This is a genomic window from Enterobacter sp. BNK-8 (assembly GCF_048685095.1).
Classification (GTDB): Bacteria; Pseudomonadota; Gammaproteobacteria; order Enterobacterales; family Enterobacteriaceae; genus Enterobacter; species Enterobacter quasiroggenkampii.
This window is the reverse complement of the sequence record NZ_JBLQTN010000001.1, coordinates 3,181,017-3,198,428: the sequence shown is the minus strand read 5'-3', so window position 1 is coordinate 3,198,428 and position 17,412 is coordinate 3,181,017. Positions and strand designations below refer to the sequence as shown.

At 58.2% G+C, this 17,412-nt stretch carries 11 protein-coding genes; 7 read left to right on the top strand and 4 right to left on the bottom strand.

What is annotated here, in order from left to right; genetic code table 11:
• The first annotated feature begins 34 nt into the window (after positions 1–34).
• Positions 35–811, top strand: coding sequence for an enhanced serine sensitivity protein SseB (gene sseB / locus ACMGGU_RS15390; protein ID WP_032648693.1), 777 nt, complete (start codon positions 35–37; stop codon positions 809–811).
• 17 nt (positions 812–828) lie between these two features.
• Here the strand turns inward: sseB and ACMGGU_RS15385 are convergent, their stop codons facing one another.
• From ACMGGU_RS15385 to ACMGGU_RS15370, 4 genes are all read right to left on the bottom strand, one after another.
• On the bottom strand, positions 829–1,599 hold the full coding sequence (locus tag ACMGGU_RS15385) for a MurR/RpiR family transcriptional regulator (protein WP_048029586.1): 771 nt from the start codon (positions 1,597–1,599) through the stop codon (positions 829–831).
• Positions 1,599–2,444, bottom strand: a complete 846-nt coding sequence (sseA, locus tag ACMGGU_RS15380; RefSeq protein ID WP_262781307.1) for a 3-mercaptopyruvate sulfurtransferase — start codon at positions 2,442–2,444, stop codon at positions 1,599–1,601. Before sseA ends, ACMGGU_RS15385 begins: the two co-directional genes overlap by 1 nt.
• A gap of 90 nt (positions 2,445–2,534) precedes the next feature.
• Positions 2,535–3,902 carry a 6-phospho-alpha-glucosidase gene (locus tag ACMGGU_RS15375; protein WP_045908553.1) on the bottom strand — a complete coding sequence of 456 codons (1,368 nt, stop codon included), beginning with the start codon at positions 3,900–3,902 and terminating at the stop codon, positions 2,535–2,537.
• Between the two features lie 12 nt (positions 3,903–3,914).
• Positions 3,915–5,459, bottom strand: a complete 1,545-nt coding sequence (locus ACMGGU_RS15370; protein WP_045908554.1) for a PTS transporter subunit EIIC — start codon at positions 5,457–5,459, stop codon at positions 3,915–3,917.
• A 288-nt stretch (positions 5,460–5,747) separates the two neighbouring features.
• Here ACMGGU_RS15370 and ACMGGU_RS15365 point away from each other — a divergent pair, with 288 nt between their 5' ends.
• From ACMGGU_RS15365 to ispG, 6 genes are all read left to right on the top strand, one after another.
• Positions 5,748–10,700: an alpha-2-macroglobulin family protein gene (locus tag ACMGGU_RS15365; RefSeq protein ID WP_420300706.1), complete on the top strand. Its 4,953-nt coding sequence runs from the start codon at positions 5,748–5,750 to the stop codon at positions 10,698–10,700.
• 1 nt (position 10,701) lies between these two features.
• Entirely contained in the window at positions 10,702–13,026 is a 2,325-nt protein-coding gene (gene pbpC, locus ACMGGU_RS15360; RefSeq protein WP_420300705.1) for a peptidoglycan glycosyltransferase PbpC, read from the top strand.
• Positions 13,027–13,182: 156 nt separating this feature from the next.
• Positions 13,183–13,614 carry a nucleoside-diphosphate kinase gene (gene ndk, locus ACMGGU_RS15355; protein WP_003860625.1) on the top strand — a complete coding sequence of 144 codons (432 nt, stop codon included), beginning with the start codon at positions 13,183–13,185 and terminating at the stop codon, positions 13,612–13,614.
• Between the two features lie 169 nt (positions 13,615–13,783).
• Positions 13,784–14,950 (top strand): bifunctional tRNA (adenosine(37)-C2)-methyltransferase TrmG/ribosomal RNA large subunit methyltransferase RlmN, encoded by a 1,167-nt coding sequence (locus tag ACMGGU_RS15350; protein ID WP_014171168.1) that lies wholly within the window; start codon positions 13,784–13,786, stop codon positions 14,948–14,950.
• Positions 14,951–15,243: 293 nt separating this feature from the next.
• The gene (rodZ, locus tag ACMGGU_RS15345) at positions 15,244–16,260 is read left to right on the top strand and encodes a cytoskeleton protein RodZ (protein WP_048029590.1); all 1,017 of its coding nucleotides are present in this window, start codon (positions 15,244–15,246) and stop codon (positions 16,258–16,260) included.
• Positions 16,261–16,286: 26 nt separating this feature from the next.
• Complete coding sequence (ispG, locus tag ACMGGU_RS15340) at positions 16,287–17,405, top strand: flavodoxin-dependent (E)-4-hydroxy-3-methylbut-2-enyl-diphosphate synthase (RefSeq protein ID WP_008502138.1); 1,119 nt, start codon at positions 16,287–16,289, stop codon at positions 17,403–17,405.
• The last annotated feature ends 7 nt before the right edge of the window (positions 17,406–17,412 follow it).

Here is a 17,412-nt window from a genome sequence, read left to right as displayed (position 1 = left end):
AGCGCCACCCGGCATTTTTTGAAGTAGCCAAACTATGTCAGATACCAAAAACGAATTAGAAACCCTGCTGGAGCAGGCGGCGACCGAGCCCGCTCACCGTCCGGCATTTTTCCGCACGCTGCTGGAGTCCACCGTCTGGGTGCCGGGCACCGCCGCGGAAGGTGAGCAGGTCGTAGAAGACAGCGCGCTGGATCTGCTGCACTGGGAGAAAGACGACGGCACGTCGGTGATCCCGTTCTTCACCTCGCTGGAAGCGCTGCAGGAAGCGGTTGAAGACGAACAGGCGTTCGTGGTGATGCCGGTGCGTACCTTGTTTGAAATGACGCTCGGCCAGACGCTGTTCCTCAACGCGAAGCTGCCGACCGGGAAAGAGTTTACGCCGCGTGAAATCAGCCACCTGATTGGCGAAGAGGGCAACCCGCTCAGCACGCAGGAAGTGCTGGAAGGGGGCGAAACGCTGCTGCTGTCTGAAGTGGCCGAGCCACCCGCGCAGATGATTGATTCCCTGACGACGCTGTTCAAAACCCTCAAGCCCGTCAGGCGCGCGTTTCTCTGCTCCATCAAAGAGCGTGCGGACGAAAAGCCGGTGCTGTTGATCGGTATTGAAGCCGATGGCGATTTCGACGAGATCGTTCAGGCGGCGGGCAGCGTGGCGACCGACACGCTACCGGGCGATGAACCAATTGATATCTGTCAGGTGAAAAACGGTGAGAAGGGCATCAGCCACTTTATTACCGAGCACATCACGCCGTTCTATGAGCGTCGCTGGGGCGGGTTCCTGCGCGATCTCAAAACCAACCGCATCATCTGATTTCTGCGGGGTGAATGTCACCCCGTTGCTTCCAGCAGCAGTAAATCCATCAGCAGCACCAGATTCGACTCAAACGACGTCACCCCTGCGGCTTCGGCAGCGAAGTGTACCGCTTCGTCATAGAGCGCAAAGTGAACGTCGGCCATCTCCGCCAGCGTGTTGGCCGAGGCGCGGGTAAACGCGACGATGGTCATGCCGACGTTTTTGGCTATCCGCGCTTTATCCAGCACCTGCTCCGTTTCGCCGCTGCGCGAGACGGCAATAAACACCTGATAGCGAGCGGCATTGCTGAGAAAAATGTTCCGGCTGTCGCCCGGTCCGGAGATAAACGCCGTTTTGCCCAGCACCTGCAGCTTCTTGGTCAGGTACTCCGCAAACAGATAAGAGAACCCGGCCCCGTAGAGAAAGAAACTCTCTTTCTGGCGCAGCAGGTTAGCAAACTGTTGGCGTTTGTCCTGGGTGACCCACTGAAAGGTGTGCTGATAGTTGGCGATAAACTGATTAAACAGCGCCGGGAGCTCAGGGGGCGATTGCCCCTGAACGGCAATGTGCGGCGTGTCGGTGAGCAGCTGCTTGCAGTGCCAGATAAACTCGCTAAAGCCGCTGAACCCCAGCTTCTGGCACAGCCGCATAATGGTGGCGGTAGAAACGAACGTCGCCTGCGCCAGCTCGCGAACCGTAATATTGCCCACCAGCAGCGGATGCTCCGTGAGGTGGGCGAGGACGCGATACTCCGCGCGGGTCAATGACGCTCCGCGCGTTAACAGCGTGGCCAGGCGGTTATCCATTATTTTGCGGGTTCGACAGGCAGATCGTCTCGCGCACCCCATTCGCTCCAGGCGCCGTCGTAGAGCGTGACGTCGCTTATGCCGAGCGTGGCGAGTGCCAGAATGACCACGCAGGCCGTTACGCCGGAACCGCAGCTGGCAATCACTGGACGATGCAAATCAACCCCTGCCCGGTCAAAAATGGCGCGCAGTTCGTCAGTAGTTTTCAGCTCGCCCTCAAAAACCAGATCGCCCCACGGCACGTTCAGCGCGCCCGGAATATGTCCGCGCTTCAGCCCCGGACGCGGTTCATCCGCTTCGGCATTGAAGCGAGGAGCAGGGCGGGCATCGACGATTTGCGCCGTTTTTTCATGGCTCACGACCAGCACGTCGGTCAGGCGTTTTACCACGTGGGTGTCAAAGGTCGCGTCGAATTCACCTTCCGGCAGCGTGACATCACCCTGCTGAAGCGGCAGCTCGTCGCGCTTCCAGCCCGCCAGCCCACCGGCAAGAATCGAGACTTTTTCCACGCCGAAGTTTTTCAGCATCCACCACGCGCGCGGCGCGGAGAAGAGGTTACCTTCATCATAGACAACGAGGTGCTTGTCTTTGCTGATGCCCAGCTCGCGCATCGCCACGGAAAACGCTTCCGGGCGCGGCAGCATGTGCGGCAGGGGAGAGGTGTGATCGGAGAGGGCTTCAATATCAAAAAATACCGCCCCCGGCAGATGCCCGGCACGGTATTCACCGGGCACGTCACGATGCTCTTGTCCCGGAGGGGCCATACGCGCGTCGATAATCTGAACTTCCGGATCGTCGCCGTGCTCAATCAGCCAGTCGGCAGCGACAAAATATGAGGTGGACATGGGTTGCCTCCATTCTTTTCCGTAAAAAAGGATTGTCGGTGTTTTTTCTGACACCGACAAGCAAACCACGTTCAACTCGCGAGCAAACCCCTATTTTTTCACCGGTTCGCCGTCCTGCCAGGCTTTTTGCAGCGCTGGCCAGTAGTCGCGGTTGGCCTCAATCATCTCATCCAGAATGGCTTTTGCATGTTCCATGGTCGGCACGGTGCGGTTGAGGGTAAACGCCTGCAAGGCTTTCTCATAGCTGCCTTCGATAGTCGCCTCCACCAGCAGCTGTTCAGATGCGAGCTGCTGTTGCAAAAGCGTCTGATGGAACAGCGGCACCTGACCAATACGGATCGGTTCTGGGCCCTCGGAGGTGATATAAGCGGGAACTTCCACCACCGCATCGTACGGCAAATTGGTAATCGCCCCGCGGTTTTCCACCATCACCAGATGGCGGCTTCGCAGGTTAAAGGCCAGCGAGCAGGCCACATCGACGATAAACTCGCCGTGGACGCCCACGTGGAAGGCATCCGGTAAAATTCCGGTGCGTTGATATTCTTCGGCGGCGGCGAACAGCTTTTTCTCGCGCCCGTCCATCACTTCGTTGGCGCGGGTATAGTCCGGGTTCTGGTGCGCCACAATCTGGTTCGGCATCAGGTAATACTGCAGATACGGGTTCGGCAGATACTCGGGGAAATTGTCCATGATCGGCTTGATGTTGCGCCAGGTTTTCACCCAGGAGGGGTCGGAATGCTGCGGATCGGTTTTAGCCGCATCTTCCGTCAGCAGGCCAAACTTCGCGATATGCTTACGCAGCGCCGGGAGCTTGTCTTCGCCGTCCACCAGCACGCGGGTAAACCAGCCGAAGTGGTTCAGGCCGAAGTAGTCCACTTCCAGCTTGCGGCGATCGACACCCAGAATCGCCCCCATATTGCGCATGGCGGCCACCGGCATATCGCAGATGTTCAGCACCCGCGCATTTGGCCGCAGACGGCGCACGCCCTCCGCGACGATCGCCGCCGGGTTGGAGTAGTTCACGATCCAGGCTTTTTCATGCGCGTAGCGATCGACCAGATCGATAAGCTCCACCATCGGCAGGATCGTGCGCAGGCCGTAGGCCAGCCCGCCGGGGCCGCAGGTTTCCTGGCCCACCACGCCATGACGCAGCGGGATCTTCTCATCCTGCTCGCGCATTTTGTACTGGCCGACGCGCATCTGGGCGAAGACAAAATGCGCGCCGCTGAAGGCCACTTCCGGGTCGCTGGTGACGGTAAATTTGATGTGCTGACTGTGGTCGCGAATGACCTTCTCGACGACCGGCGCAATGGTGTTCTGACGCGCCTCGTCGATATCGTACAGGCGAATTTCGGCCAGCGGGAAATCCTGCAGGCGCACCATCAGGCTTTTCACAATGCCCGGCGTGTAGGTGCTGCCGCCGCCGGCAATCGACAGAATGAATGGGGGTGTAAACATCTTTAGCTCCTTTCAGAGAAACGTCTCAACGGCTTCTCGCATTTTTTTGACATGCAGCCCATAGACCACCTGAACGTTGTTACCTTGTTTGATAATCCCTTTCGCGCCGGTCGCCTTCAGACGCGGCTCGTCGATAATGGCGACGTCCTTTACCGTGACGCGTAAGCGGGTGTAGCAGTTGTCCACCACTTCAATATTTTCCCGGCCGCCCAGCCCCACCACGATGGACTCGCCCAGCCCGTCGTTATTGCCCTTCGCCTGGTACTCCTGCTTGCTGTAGAGGCGCGTCTCCTGGTCCTCATCTTCACGGCCCGGCGTTTTCATGTTGAAGCGCAGGATCAGGAAGCGGAACACCACGAAGTAGAGGGCGAACATGATCAGCCCGACCAGGATGTACATCGGCCAGTTGGACTTGGCCGTGCCGAGCGGCAGGTTGTAGAGGATGAAGTCGATAATCCCGTTGGCGCCGATGGCGTGAACGCCCAGCAGGGAGAACAGCATCATGCCGATGCCGGTCAGCACCGCGTGCACCACGAACAGCAGCGGGGCGACGAACAGGAAGGAGAACTCAATCGGCTCGGTGACGCCGACCAGCAGCGAGGTCAGCGCCGCCGGGATCAGAATCGCTTTCGCCGCCGCTTTACGCTCTGGCCTGGCGGTCATATACATCGCCAGCGCCGCGGCGGGCAGGCCAAACATCTTGCTGATGCCGCGGGCGTCCCACACCACGGTGCTGCTGAGCTGCTTCACGTCCGGGCAGGCCATCTCAGCGAAGTAGATATTGCGCGCGCCCTGATACACCGTGCCGCAGACCTCCTGCGTGCCCCCGAGTTCGGTATAGAGGAACGGGGTATAGACCAGATGGTGCAGGCCAGTGGGGACCAGAATGCGTTCCAGGAAGCCGTAGATGGCCACGCCAAACGGTCCGGAGCCTTTGATGGCCAGCGCCAGGGCGCTAATGCCGTGCTGGGCAAACGGCCACAGTTCGCTCATCACCACGCCGAGCACCATGGAGACCGGAAGCATTACAATGGCGACAAAACAGTGGCCGGAGTAAATCGCCATCGCACCGTTAAACTGTACGCCGGAATATTTATTGTACAGGTATCCCGACAGCGCCCCGGTCAGGATCCCGGCGAAAACGCCCATCTCCAGCACCTGGACGCCCAGCACCATGGTCTGCCCGGCCGCCTTCATTTCGGCTGCAGGCGCCAGCGCGCCCTGCAGCTGCAGCGTGACGTTCATGGCGTTGATGAATACGACAAAGGTGACCAGGCCAATCAACGCGGCATAGCCTTTATCACGCGTCGCCAGACCAATCGGAATACCAACGGCAAACACCAGCGCCAGGTTCACCAGCACCGACACGGCCGATTTCGCGATAAGCTGACCAAGATGCTGAATCAGCGGATGGCCAAGAAAGGGCAGGTATTCAGCGAGATTACCGTTACCCAGCACGTTACCAAAGGCGATAAACAGACCGACGATCGGTAAGATAAGCACCGGTCCGTACAATGATTTTCCGAAATTTTGTAGGGCATTCACGGCTCGTTTCATGGCTTTCTCTCTTATTGAACCGCGCACTCGGGGTGCGTCATGGTTATAAAACTAGCAGCCTTCAGGGACGCTTATCCAGCTATCCTCTTGTTTTAAAAACAAATGACGTGAAAGGTAACATGTGACGTTTGGGGCTGTGATCGCGGTTCCATCACGGCGTAGCGGCGTGTTGCCATTCTGCGAGGCGCTTTCCAGATTCTAAAATTGGACTTTTTGAATTAATGAAACTTGCGGATAATACTTATCCGGACGACGACCAACAGGCCCCCTCAGGGCCAGGGACAAAGGATGAAACCGTTTCGCTTAGCCGCGCTCTCCCTTGCGCTGCTTACCACGTTTACGCTTGTCGGCTGTGATAACAGCGACGATAAATCTCAGGCTGCGGCTCCCGCGGCATCCACCGCATCCACACCAAAAGCCGCGGAAAAGCCAAATGCTGAAACGCTGGCTAAGCTCGCCGCCCAGAGTCAGGGAAAAGCGCTGACCCTGCTGGATGCCTCTGAAGTTCAGCTCGACGGTGCCGCCACGCTGGTGCTGACATTCTCGGTTCCGCTGAATCCCGATCAGGATTTCGCGAAAACCGTGCATGTCGTGGACAAAAAAAGCGGCAAAGTTGACGGGGCGTGGGAACTTGCGCCTAACCTGAAAGAGCTTCGCCTGCGCCATCTGGAGCCCAACCGCAACCTGGTCGTCACCGTTGAACGGGGCCTGCAGGCGCTGAACAAGGCGACGTTCGGCATTGATTATGAGAAAGCCCTGACCACCCGGGACGTTGAACCCACCGTTGGTTTTGCCAGCCGCGGCTCGCTGCTGCCGGGTAAGGTGGTGGAAGGGTTGCCGGTAATGGCGCTCAACGTCAACAATGTTGACGTCAACTTCTATCGCGTGAAGCCGGAATCGCTGGCTTCCCTTGTCAGCCAGTGGGAGTACCGTAACTCGCTGACCAACTGGGAATCCGACAACCTGCTGAAGATGGCGGAGCTGGTTTATACCGGTCGATTCGATCTTAATCCTGCGCGCAACACGCGCGAAAAATTACTGTTGCCCCTGAAGGATATTAAACCGCTCCAGCAGTCTGGCGTTTATATCGCGGTCATGAACCAGGCCGGGCACTACAACTACAGCAACGCCGCGACGCTCTTTACCTTAAGCGATATTGGCCTGTCCGCTCACCGTTATCATAATCGCCTGGACATCTTCACCCAGAGTCTGGAGAACGGTGCGGCGCAGTCCGGCGTCACCGTCACCCTGTTGAACGATAAAGGGCAGACGCTTGCCGAAGCGAAAAGCGACGGTGATGGCCACGCAAAGCTTGAGACCGACAAAGAGGCCGCGCTGATCCTGGCCAGTAAAGACGGCCAGACCACGCTGCTTGACCTCAAGCTACCGGCTCTTGATCTGGCGGAGTTTGATATCGCCGGGAGTCCGGGCTACAGCAAGCAGTTCTTTATGTTTGGCCCACGCGATCTCTACCGCCCGGGCGAAACGGTGATCCTCAACGGCCTGCTGCGCGACAGTGACGGTAAGCCACTTCCCGATCAGCCCGTGAAGCTCGACGTGCTGCGACCGGATGGACAGGTCGCGCGTACGATCGTCGTCAAGCCGGAGAACGGACTCTATCGCTTCAACTATCCGCTGGACAGCGGGGCGCAGACCGGCATGTGGCATATCCGCGCCAACACGGGCGATAACCTGCAGCGTCTGTGGGACTTCCACGTTGAAGACTTCATGCCAGAGCGTATGGCGCTCAACCTGAGCGGACAAAAAACGCCGGTTTCACCGCAGGATAACGTCGACTTTAACGTGGTCGGCTATTACCTGTATGGCGCTCCGGCCAACGGTAACTCTCTGCAGGGCCAGCTCTTCCTGCGTCCGCTGCGTGACGCGGTGGCCGCGCTGCCGGGCTTCCAGTTTGGTGATATCGCCGAAGAGAACCTGAGCCGCAGCCTGGATGAAGTGCAGCTTACGCTGGACGAGCAGGGACGTGGGCAGGTTTCTACCGAAAGCCAGTGGAAAGAGGTGCACTCTCCGCTGCAGCTGATCCTGCAGGCCAGCCTGCTGGAGTCGGGCGGTCGCCCGGTGACGCGTCGTGCTGAGCAGGCCATCTGGCCCGCAGCGGAATTGCCGGGTATCCGTCCTCAGTTCGCCAGTAAAGCTGTTTACGACTACCGCACCGATACGACCGTCAACCAACCGATTGTTGATGAGAACGGCAATGCCAGCTTCGATATCGTGTATGCCGATGCCAGCGGCGCGAAAAAGGCCGTTTCCGGGTTACAGGTTCGTCTGATTCGCGAGCGTCGGGACTACTTCTGGAACTGGTCTGAGAGCGAAGGCTGGCAGTCTCAGTTCGATCAGAAAGACCTGGTCGAAGGCGAGCAGGAGCTGACACTTAAGGCCGATGAAACGGGTAAAGTCACCTTCCCGGTGGAATGGGGCTCTTATCGTCTGGAGGTGAAAGCGCCTGATGAGATGGTCAGCAGCGTGCGCTTCTGGGCGGGGTACAGCTGGCAGGATAACAGCGACGGCACCGGCGCTGCACGCCCTGACCGCGTAACCTTGAAACTGGATAAGCCAGCCTATCAGCCAGGCGACACCATCAACCTGCACATTGCCGCGCCAGCCGCAGGCAAGGGCTATGCGATGATCGAGTCCAGTGAAGGGCCGCTGTGGTGGAAAGAGATCGACGTACCGGCAAACGGACTGGATCTCGCTATCCCGGTCGACAAGGCCTGGAAGCGTCACGACCTCTACCTGAGTACGCTGGTGGTACGTCCCGGAGATAAATCCAAATCCGCCACGCCGAAACGTGCGGTCGGCCTGCTGCATCTGCCGATGGGTGACGAAAATCGCCGCCTGAATATTGCGCTCGATAACCCGCAGAAAATGCGTCCAAACCAGACGCTCTCGGTGAAGGTGAAAGCCAGCGTGAAAGAGGGGGCCGTGCCGCAGAAGGTGAACGTCCTGGTATCGGCGGTGGACAGCGGCGTGCTGAATATTACCGATTACGTCACGCCGGATCCGTGGCAGGCTTTCTTTGGTCAGAAGCGTTACGGCGCGGATATCTACGATATATACGGCCAGGTCATTGAAGGGCAGGGCCGTCTGGCCGCGCTGCGCTTTGGTGGCGATGGGGATGAACTGAAGCGCGGCGGCAAACCGCCGGTGAACCACGTCACCATCATTGCCCAGCAGGCACAGCCGGTCACGCTGGATGCCAACGGGGAAGGCACAATTACATTGCCGATTGGAGACTTCAACGGTGAGCTGCGTCTGATGGCGCAGGCCTGGACGGAAGAGGATTTTGGCAGCAGCGAAAGCAAGATTATCGTGGCCGCACCGGTCATTACCGAGCTGAATACCCCGCGCTTCCTGGCAAGCGGAGATACCTCGCGGCTGACGCTGGATATCACTAACCTGACCGACCAGCCGCAAACGCTGAATATCGCCCTGAACGCGACAGGCAAACTGGCGCTGGAAGGCGCGCAGCCTCAGCCGGTTCAGCTGCCACCGGGGGCGCGCAGTACGCTGTTTATTCCGGTACGCGCGCTGGACGGTTATGGTGACGGTGAAGTGACCGCGCAGGTGACCGGCCTGCAGCTTCCGGGCGAGACCTTCGTCCCGCAGCAGAAGAGCTGGAAAATCGGTGTGCGTCCGGCGTTCCCGGCGCAGACGGTCAATACCGGTGCCATGCTGAACCCTGGCGAATCCTGGACTGCACCGGCGCAGCACAACAACGGTTTCTCTCCTGCCACCCTGCAGGGGCAACTGCTGCTGAGCGGCAAACCACCGCTCAACCTGGCGCGCTATATTCGCGAACTGCAGGCCTATCCGTATGGCTGTCTGGAGCAGACCACCAGCGGTCTGTTCCCGTCGCTCTACACCAACGCGGCGCAGCTTACGGCGCTTGGCATCAAAGGTGATACGGACGATAAACGCCGTGCCGCCATTGATATCGGTATTTCCCGTCTGCTGCAGATGCAGCGTGAAGACGGCGGGTTCGCGCTGTGGGATAAAAACGGTCCGGAAGAGTACTGGCTGACGGCCTACGTGACCGACTTCCTGGTCCGTGCGGGCGAGCAGGGCTACAGCGTGCCCGCCGATGCGGTGAATAATGCCAATAGCCGGTTGCTGCGCTACCTGCAGGACCCGGGCATGATGTCTATTCGCTACAGCGACGATACGCAGGCCAGCAAGTTCGCCGTGCAGGCCTATGCCGCGCTGGTGCTGGCACGTCAGCAAAAAGCGCCGTTGGGCGCGCTGCGTGAAATCTGGGATCGTCACGCTCAGGCGGCGTCCGGCCTGCCGCTGATGCAGCTGGGCATGGCGCTCAAGCTGATGGGCGATGCCCCGCGCAGCCAGCAGGCGCTGGATCTGGCGCTCAAAACGCCGCGCAACGACAGCAAAAACTGGATGGCCGATTACGGCAGCCAGCTTCGCGATAACGCGCTGATGCTCTCTCTTCTGGAGGAGTACAAGCTGCTGCCGGATGCGCAAAATACGCTGCTGAATGCCCTGTCTGAGCAGGCCTTCAGCCAGCGCTGGTTGTCCACTCAGGAGAGCAATGCGCTGTTCCTGGCCGGTCGTTCGCTGCAAACTCTGTCCGGTGCGTGGCAGGCGAAAACCTCCCTGTCAGATTCCGCATCAGGTGGCGATAAAGCGCAGGTACAAAACGTGAGCGGCGACCAGCTTGGCGCGCTGCAGGTGACCAATACCGGCACTTCACCGCTGTGGGTACGCCTTGATAGCACCGGTTATCCTGACTATGCTCCTCAGCCGAGCTCGAACGTGCTGCAGGTTGAACGCCATATTCTGGCAACGGACGGTAGCACGAAATCGCTCTCTTCGCTGAAGAGCGGCGAGCTGGTGCTGGTATGGCTGGAAGTCAAAGCCAGCCAGAACGTGCCGGACGCGCTGGTGGTGGATCTCCTCCCTGCGGGTCTGGAGCTGGAAAACCAGAATCTGGCAAGCAGCAGCGCCAGCCTGCAGGACAGCGGTAGCGAAGTGCAGAACCTGCTCAGCCAAATGCAGCAGGCGGACATTCAGCATATGGAATTCCGCGACGACCGCTTTGTGGCGGCCGTGCCGGTAAATGAAGGTCAGCCGGTTACGCTGGTTTATCTGGCGCGCGCCGTGACGCCGGGAACCTACCAGGTGCCGGTTCCGATGGTCGAGTCTATGTATGTGCCGCAGTGGCGGGCAACGGGTGCGGCCAGTGGCCCGCTGATTGTTGTTCCGTAATATGCGAATGGCACGTTTGACACGCTCCCGCTGGCTGTGGCTGGCGGGAGCGCTTCTCGTTTTATGGGGGCTGATTGTCGCCGCCGACCGCCTGTGGCCGTTGCCGCTGAAAGAGGTTAACCCTGCCCGGGTGGTGGTGGATGAGAAGGGCACGCCGCTCTGGCGTTTTGCCGATAGCGACGGGATCTGGCGCTATCCGGTTACGATCGAAGAGGTCTCTCCCCGTTATCTTGAGGCGCTGATCCAGTACGAAGATCGCTGGTTTTGGGATCATCCCGGCGTAAACCCGCTTTCTGTCCTGCGTGCCGCCTGGCAGGATCTCAGTTCCGGGAAAGTCATCTCTGGCGGAAGCACGCTCACCATGCAGGTCGCGCGACTGCTGGACCCGCATCCGCGCACCTTCGGCGGTAAAATTCGCCAGCTCTGGCGTGCCATGCAGCTGGAGTGGCATCTTTCCAAACGCGAAATCCTCACGCTCTATCTCAACCGCGCGCCGTTTGGCGGTACGCTGCAGGGCGTGGGAGCGGCAAGCTGGACGTATCTGGGCAAGCCGCCGTCGCAGCTCAGCTATTCCGACGCGGCGCTGCTGGCGGTGCTGCCGCAGGCACCGAGTCGTTTACGCCCGGATCGCTGGCCTGAACGGGCCGAAGCGGCGCGCAATAAAGTGCTCGACCGCATGGCGACGCAGGGCGTCTGGTCCGCAAAGCAGGTCAAAGAGTCCCGTGAAGAATCAGTATGGCTGGCGCCCCGGCAGATGCCGCAGCTGGCGCCGCTCTTTGCACGCATGATGCTCGGCAAAAGTCGCGACACGAAAATTGTCACCACGCTGGATGCCGGACTGCAGCGGCAGCTGGAAGAGCTGGCGATGAACTGGAAATCCCGCCTGCCGGCACGCAGCTCGCTGGCGATGATCGTGGTCGATCATACCGATATGAAAGTGCGCGGCTGGGTGGGATCGGTGGATATCAACGATGACACGCGTTTTAGCCATGTGGATATGGTCAATGCGATCCGATCGCCGGGATCGGTGTTAAAACCCTTTATCTACGGCATGGCGCTGGATGATGGCCTGATCCATCCCGCCTCGCTGCTTCAGGACGTTCCCAGAAAAACCGGTGACTATCGGCCCGGGAATTTTGACAGCGGGTTTCATGGACCGGTCAGCATGAGTGAAGCGCTGGTACGCTCCCTCAACCTGCCTGCCGTTCAGGTGCTGGAAGCCTACGGACCAAAACGATTTGCCGGGATGCTGAGCAACGCAGGCTTGCCGCTGATCCTGCCTGCGGGGGCGCAGCCGAATCTGTCTCTGATCCTCGGCGGGGCAGGCGCGCGGCTGGCAGATATCGCCGCTGCCTACAGTGCTTTTGCCCGACACGGTAAGGCGGGTAGGCTGCGCCTGCAGCCAGGCGATCCGCTAACTGAACGTCCGCTGTTATCACCGGGCTCGGCGTGGATTATTCGCCGTATTCTGGCCAATGAAGCGCAGCCGCTGCCGGATAATGCGCTACCCCAGGTTGCGCCGCTGGCGTGGAAAACCGGTACCAGTTACGGCTACCGTGATGCCTGGGCCATCGGTCTGAATGCCCGTTATGTGATAGGCATCTGGACCGGACGACCGGACGGCACGCCCGTGGCGGGACAGTTTGGGTTTGCCAGCGCGGTTCCGCTATTAAACCAGGTCAATAACCTGCTTCAGTCGCGCTCAACGGTAGACGAAGCCCGCCTGCCGCGCGATCCGCGTCCGGCAAGCGTCGGGCGGGGCGTGATCTGCTGGCCGGGCGGCCAGTCGCTACCGGAAGGCAGCGAAAACTGTCGACGTCGCCTGTCGACCTGGCTGCTGGAAGGGAGTGAACCGCCCACGCTGCTCCTGCCCGAACAGGAGGGCATACGCGGGATCCGTTTCCCGGTCTGGCTGGATAAAACCGGCAAACGCGTGGCCGCAGATTGCCCGGATGCTACTGAAAAAGTCCTGGATGTATGGCCGCTGCCGCTGGAGCCGTGGCTGCCTGCAACCGAGCGTCGTGCGGTACGGATTCCGCCTTCATCAAGAATTTGTCCTCCACTCTTGCAGGACGCACCTGCGCCACTCATTCTGACCGGCGTGCGTGAAGGGGCCGTTATTAAACGTCTGCCGGGGGAATTCCGCGTTTCGCTGCCGCTTCAGGCGACCGGCAACAGCGGTGAGCGCTGGTGGTTTTTGAACGGTGAACCGCTGAATGTGAAAGGAAGCGTTTACACATTACAGCTTGATAAGTCGGGGGATTATCAGTTACTCGTTATGGATGAGACCGGGCAGGTCGCGACGGTGAATTTTACGCTTCAGTGACCTGAAAACAGCTTTCTGATGTGAGCTGTTGCTAAAACTCGTCTTATTTTAAAAAAATGTTACCTGAATCCATAGGCAATGGCGCCATTGCTCATTATAATCCGCGCCACACCATACTCAGGTATGCAAAACAACAGAACATTGACAGAGGTTATCATGGCTATTGAACGTACTTTTTCCATCATCAAACCAAACGCGGTGGCAAAAAACGTTATTGGCAGCATCTTCGCTCGCTTTGAATCTGCAGGGTTCAAAATTGTTGGCACCAAAATGCTGCACCTGACCGTTGAGCAGGCGCGCGGCTTCTACGCTGAGCACGAAGGTCGCCCATTCTTTGACGGCCTGGTGGAGTTCATGACCTCCGGTCCAATCGTGGTATCCGTACTGGAAGGCGAAAACGCCGTACAGCGTCACCGCGATCTGCTGGGTGCAACCAACCCGGACAACGCGCTGGCAGGAACTCTGCGCGCTGACTACGCTGACAGCTTCACCGAGAACGGCACCCACGGTTCTGACTCTGTTGAATCTGCTGCACGCGAAATCGCTTTCTTCTTCGCAGAAGGCGAAGTGTGTCCACGTACCCGTTAATTTAACGGTTTCGTTTACACATTATTTTCGTAAATGCCGCGTCCAGACGTGGCATCCCTGCGCCAGACTTTGTACAATGCAACGCCCCGGACGAGCAGACCGCTTTCCGGGGCGTTTCTATTCAACCCTCCATGGGCCATAACGTGTAACAACGAGGCCGGTAAATATTATGTCTGAATTAGTGAATACCTCCGAAGTCGCCATTCCTGCGGTTCCCAATAAAAATGGAAAAATCAACCTGCTGGATCTGAACCGTCAGCAGATGCGCGAGTTCTTCAAAGAGATGGGCGAAAAGCCGTTTCGTGCCGATCAGGTCATGAAGTGGATGTACCATTACTGCAGCGACAATTTTGATGACATGACTGACATCAACAAGGTCCTGCGCAATAAGCTCAAAGAAGTGGCTGAAATCCGTGCACCGGAAGTGGTGGAAGAGCAGCGCTCCGCGGATGGCACCATCAAATGGGCGATTGCGGTCGGCGATCAGCGTGTTGAAACCGTCTACATCCCGGAAGAAGACCGCGCGACGCTGTGCGTCTCCTCCCAGGTTGGCTGTGCGCTGGAGTGCAAATTCTGCTCAACCGCGCAGCAAGGCTTTAACCGTAACCTGCGTGTTTCAGAAATTATCGGCCAGGTCTGGCGTGCCGCGAAAATCGTGGGCGCGGCAAAAGTCACCGGTACGCGCCCTATCACCAACGTGGTGATGATGGGGATGGGTGAACCGCTGCTGAACCTGACCAACGTCGTTCCGGCGATGGAAATCATGCTGGATGACTTTGGCTTTGGCCTGTCCAAGCGTCGTGTCACGCTGTCGACCTCAGGCGTTGTGCCTGCGCTGGACAAGCTCGGCGACATGATTGACGTCGCGCTGGCGATCTCCCTGCATGCACCAAACGATGAAATTCGTGACGAAATTGTGCCGATCAACAAAAAGTACAATATCGAAACCTTCCTCGCTGCCGTACGTCGCTACCTGGAGAAATCCAACGCCAACCAGGGCCGCGTGACCATCGAGTACGTGATGCTGGACCACGTCAACGACGGCACCGAACATGCGCATCAGCTGGCTGAACTGCTGAAAGATACGCCATGTAAAATCAACCTGATCCCATGGAACCCGTTCCCGGGCGCGCCGTATGGCCGTAGCTCGAACAGCCGTATCGACCGTTTCTCCAAGGTACTGATGGAGTATGGTTTCACCACCATCGTGCGTAAAACGCGTGGTGATGATATTGATGCCGCATGTGGACAGCTGGCTGGTGATGTTATTGACCGTACCAAGCGTACCCTGCGTAAACGCATGCAGGGCGAGACTATAGCGGTTAAAGCTGTTTGATTATTATGCACTCGCGGCGCATTATCTGCGCCGTGAGACATAACCTTACTGAATAATCAGTCAGATTCGTGAAGACTGATCAATAATTACGGTGCGTTTCATCCGACTTTCGGGCAGTATGTAACGACGTAACAACAGTTTAGCCGTACGGGCAGGGCTGTACTGTCATCTCCGGGCTGACAGTCTTATACTCTCTGTTCAAGGTTAACTGACCAGAAGTTTCGCGGTGCGGGTGGCATTGTGACTCACCGGCGCCTGAACCCTTATTTTTCACGTACCAGTAGTTGTAGCGAATGAATACTGAAGCCACTCACGACCAACATGAAGCACTCTCCACTGGCGTTCGTCTTCGCAACGCCCGTGAACAACTCGGACTCAGCCAGCAAGCCGTTGCGGAACGCTTGTGCCTGAAGGTTTCCACGGTTCGCGATATTGAAGAAGATAAGGCGCCTGCCGATCTGGCTTCAACGTTCTTGCGCGGTTATATCCGCTCTTACGCAAAACTGGTGCACATCCCCGAAAACGAATTACTGCCAATGATGGAGAAGCAGGCGCCGGTCCGTGCAGCAAAAGTTGCGCCGATGCAGACCTTCTCCCTGGGGAAACGTCGTAAAAAACGTGATGGCTGGCTGATGAGCTTTACCTGGCTGGTGCTGTTTGTGGTGGTCGGTCTGACCGGTGCATGGTGGTGGCAAAACCACAAGGCGCAGCAGGAAGAGATCACCACCATGGCCGATCAATCCTCCGCAGAACTCAACCAGGCCGGAAATGATAACGCCCAGAGCGTGCCGCTGAATACCGACGGTGCGGCGTCCTCCAGCGAGCCACAGACCGCAGCGCCAGACGCATCGGCGACTGGTGCAGCACAGGCCCCGGCAGCGACGGCTAACACCGCTGCGCCGCAGGCTCAGGATCAAAACGCGGTGGTTGCCCCTTCTCAGGCAAATGTTGATACGGCGGCGAACGCGCCTGCAGCTACTCAGCCTGCAGACAATACCGCAGCGTCTCTGCCAACCAGCCCGGCGGGTACGGCGACAACAGCAGCCGATCCTAACGCGCTGGTAATGAACTTCAGCGCTGACTGCTGGCTGGAAGTGACTGACGCGACAGGTAAAAAACTGTTCAGCGGCCTGCAGCGCAAAGATGGCACGTTAAACCTAACAGGCCAGGCTCCCTATAAACTTAAAATCGGCGCTCCGGCAGCGGTACAGATCCAGTATCAAGGAAAACCTGTCGACCTGAGCCGCTTTATCAGAACTAACCAGGTTGCACGTCTTACCGTTAATGCCGAACAATCAGCAGCACAGTAACAGACGGGCAACGCGGGAGATTTTTCATGCATAACCAGGCTCCGATTCAACGTAGAAAATCGAAACGGATTTACGTTGGGAATGTGCCAATCGGCGATGGGGCACCTATCGCCGTTCAGTCGATGACCAACACGCGCACCACCGATGTGGAAGCGACGGTCAATCAAATCAAAGCATTAGAACGTGTAGGCGCGGACATTGTTCGCGTCTCCGTCCCGACCATGGATGCCGCTGAGGCGTTCAAACTGATCAAACAGCAGGTCAGCGTTCCGCTGGTGGCGGATATTCACTTCGACTACCGCATCGCACTGAAAGTGGCCGAATACGGCGTCGATTGTCTGCGTATTAACCCGGGCAACATCGGTAACGAAGAGCGTATCCGCATGGTTGTGGACTGCGCCCGCGATAAAAATATTCCTATCCGTATCGGCGTTAACGCCGGTTCGCTGGAAAAAGATCTGCAGGAAAAATACGGTGAGCCGACGCCACAGGCGCTGCTCGAATCCGCGATGCGTCACGTCGATCATCTCGATCGTCTCAACTTCGATCAGTTCAAAGTCAGCGTAAAAGCCTCCGATGTGTTCCTTGCCGTAGAATCTTACCGCCTGCTGGCAAAGCAGATCGACCAGCCTCTGCACCTCGGGATCACCGAAGCGGGCGGCCTGCGCAGCGGCTCGGTAAAATCCGCGATCGGTCTGGGGCTGCTGCTCTCTGAAGGGATCGGTGACACCCTGCGCGTCTCGCTGGCGGCCGATCCGGTCGAAGAGATCAAGGTCGGTTTCGATATCCTGAAGTCGCTGCGTATTCGCGCGCGTGGGATCAACTTCATTGCCTGCCCAACCTGTTCGCGTCAGGAGTTTGATGTGATCGGGACGGTAAATGCCCTGGAGCAACGTCTGGAAGACATTATCACCCCGATGGACGTCTCTATCATCGGCTGCGTGGTGAACGGTCCGGGTGAAGCACTGGTGTCAACCCTGGGCGTGACCGGCGGTAACAAGAAAAGTGGTCTCTATGAAGATGGCGTTCGTAAAGATCGTCTGGATAATAGCGACATGATCGACCAGCTTGAAGCCCGCATCCGTGCGAAAGCCGCCATGATGGACGAGACACAGCGTATTAACGTTCAGCAGGTTGAAAAATAACGTGATG

Coding starts and splice junctions, on each gene's coding strand:
- rodZ (WP_048029590.1), top strand. CDS start 15,244: ATGAATACTGAAGCCACTCACGACCAACATGAAGCACTCTCCACTGGC.
- sseA (WP_262781307.1), bottom strand. CDS start 2,444: ATGTCCACCTCATATTTTGTCGCTGCCGACTGGCTGATTGAGCACGGC.
- ACMGGU_RS15375 (WP_045908553.1), bottom strand. CDS start 3,902: ATGTTTACACCCCCATTCATTCTGTCGATTGCCGGCGGCGGCAGCACC.
- ACMGGU_RS15365 (WP_420300706.1), top strand. CDS start 5,748: ATGAAACCGTTTCGCTTAGCCGCGCTCTCCCTTGCGCTGCTTACCACG.
- ACMGGU_RS15350 (WP_014171168.1), top strand. CDS start 13,784: ATGTCTGAATTAGTGAATACCTCCGAAGTCGCCATTCCTGCGGTTCCC.
- sseB (WP_032648693.1), top strand. CDS start 35: ATGTCAGATACCAAAAACGAATTAGAAACCCTGCTGGAGCAGGCGGCG.
- ispG (WP_008502138.1), top strand. CDS start 16,287: ATGCATAACCAGGCTCCGATTCAACGTAGAAAATCGAAACGGATTTAC.
- ACMGGU_RS15385 (WP_048029586.1), bottom strand. CDS start 1,599: ATGGATAACCGCCTGGCCACGCTGTTAACGCGCGGAGCGTCATTGACC.
- pbpC (WP_420300705.1), top strand. CDS start 10,702: ATGCGAATGGCACGTTTGACACGCTCCCGCTGGCTGTGGCTGGCGGGA.
- ACMGGU_RS15370 (WP_045908554.1), bottom strand. CDS start 5,459: ATGAAACGAGCCGTGAATGCCCTACAAAATTTCGGAAAATCATTGTAC.
- ndk (WP_003860625.1), top strand. CDS start 13,183: ATGGCTATTGAACGTACTTTTTCCATCATCAAACCAAACGCGGTGGCA.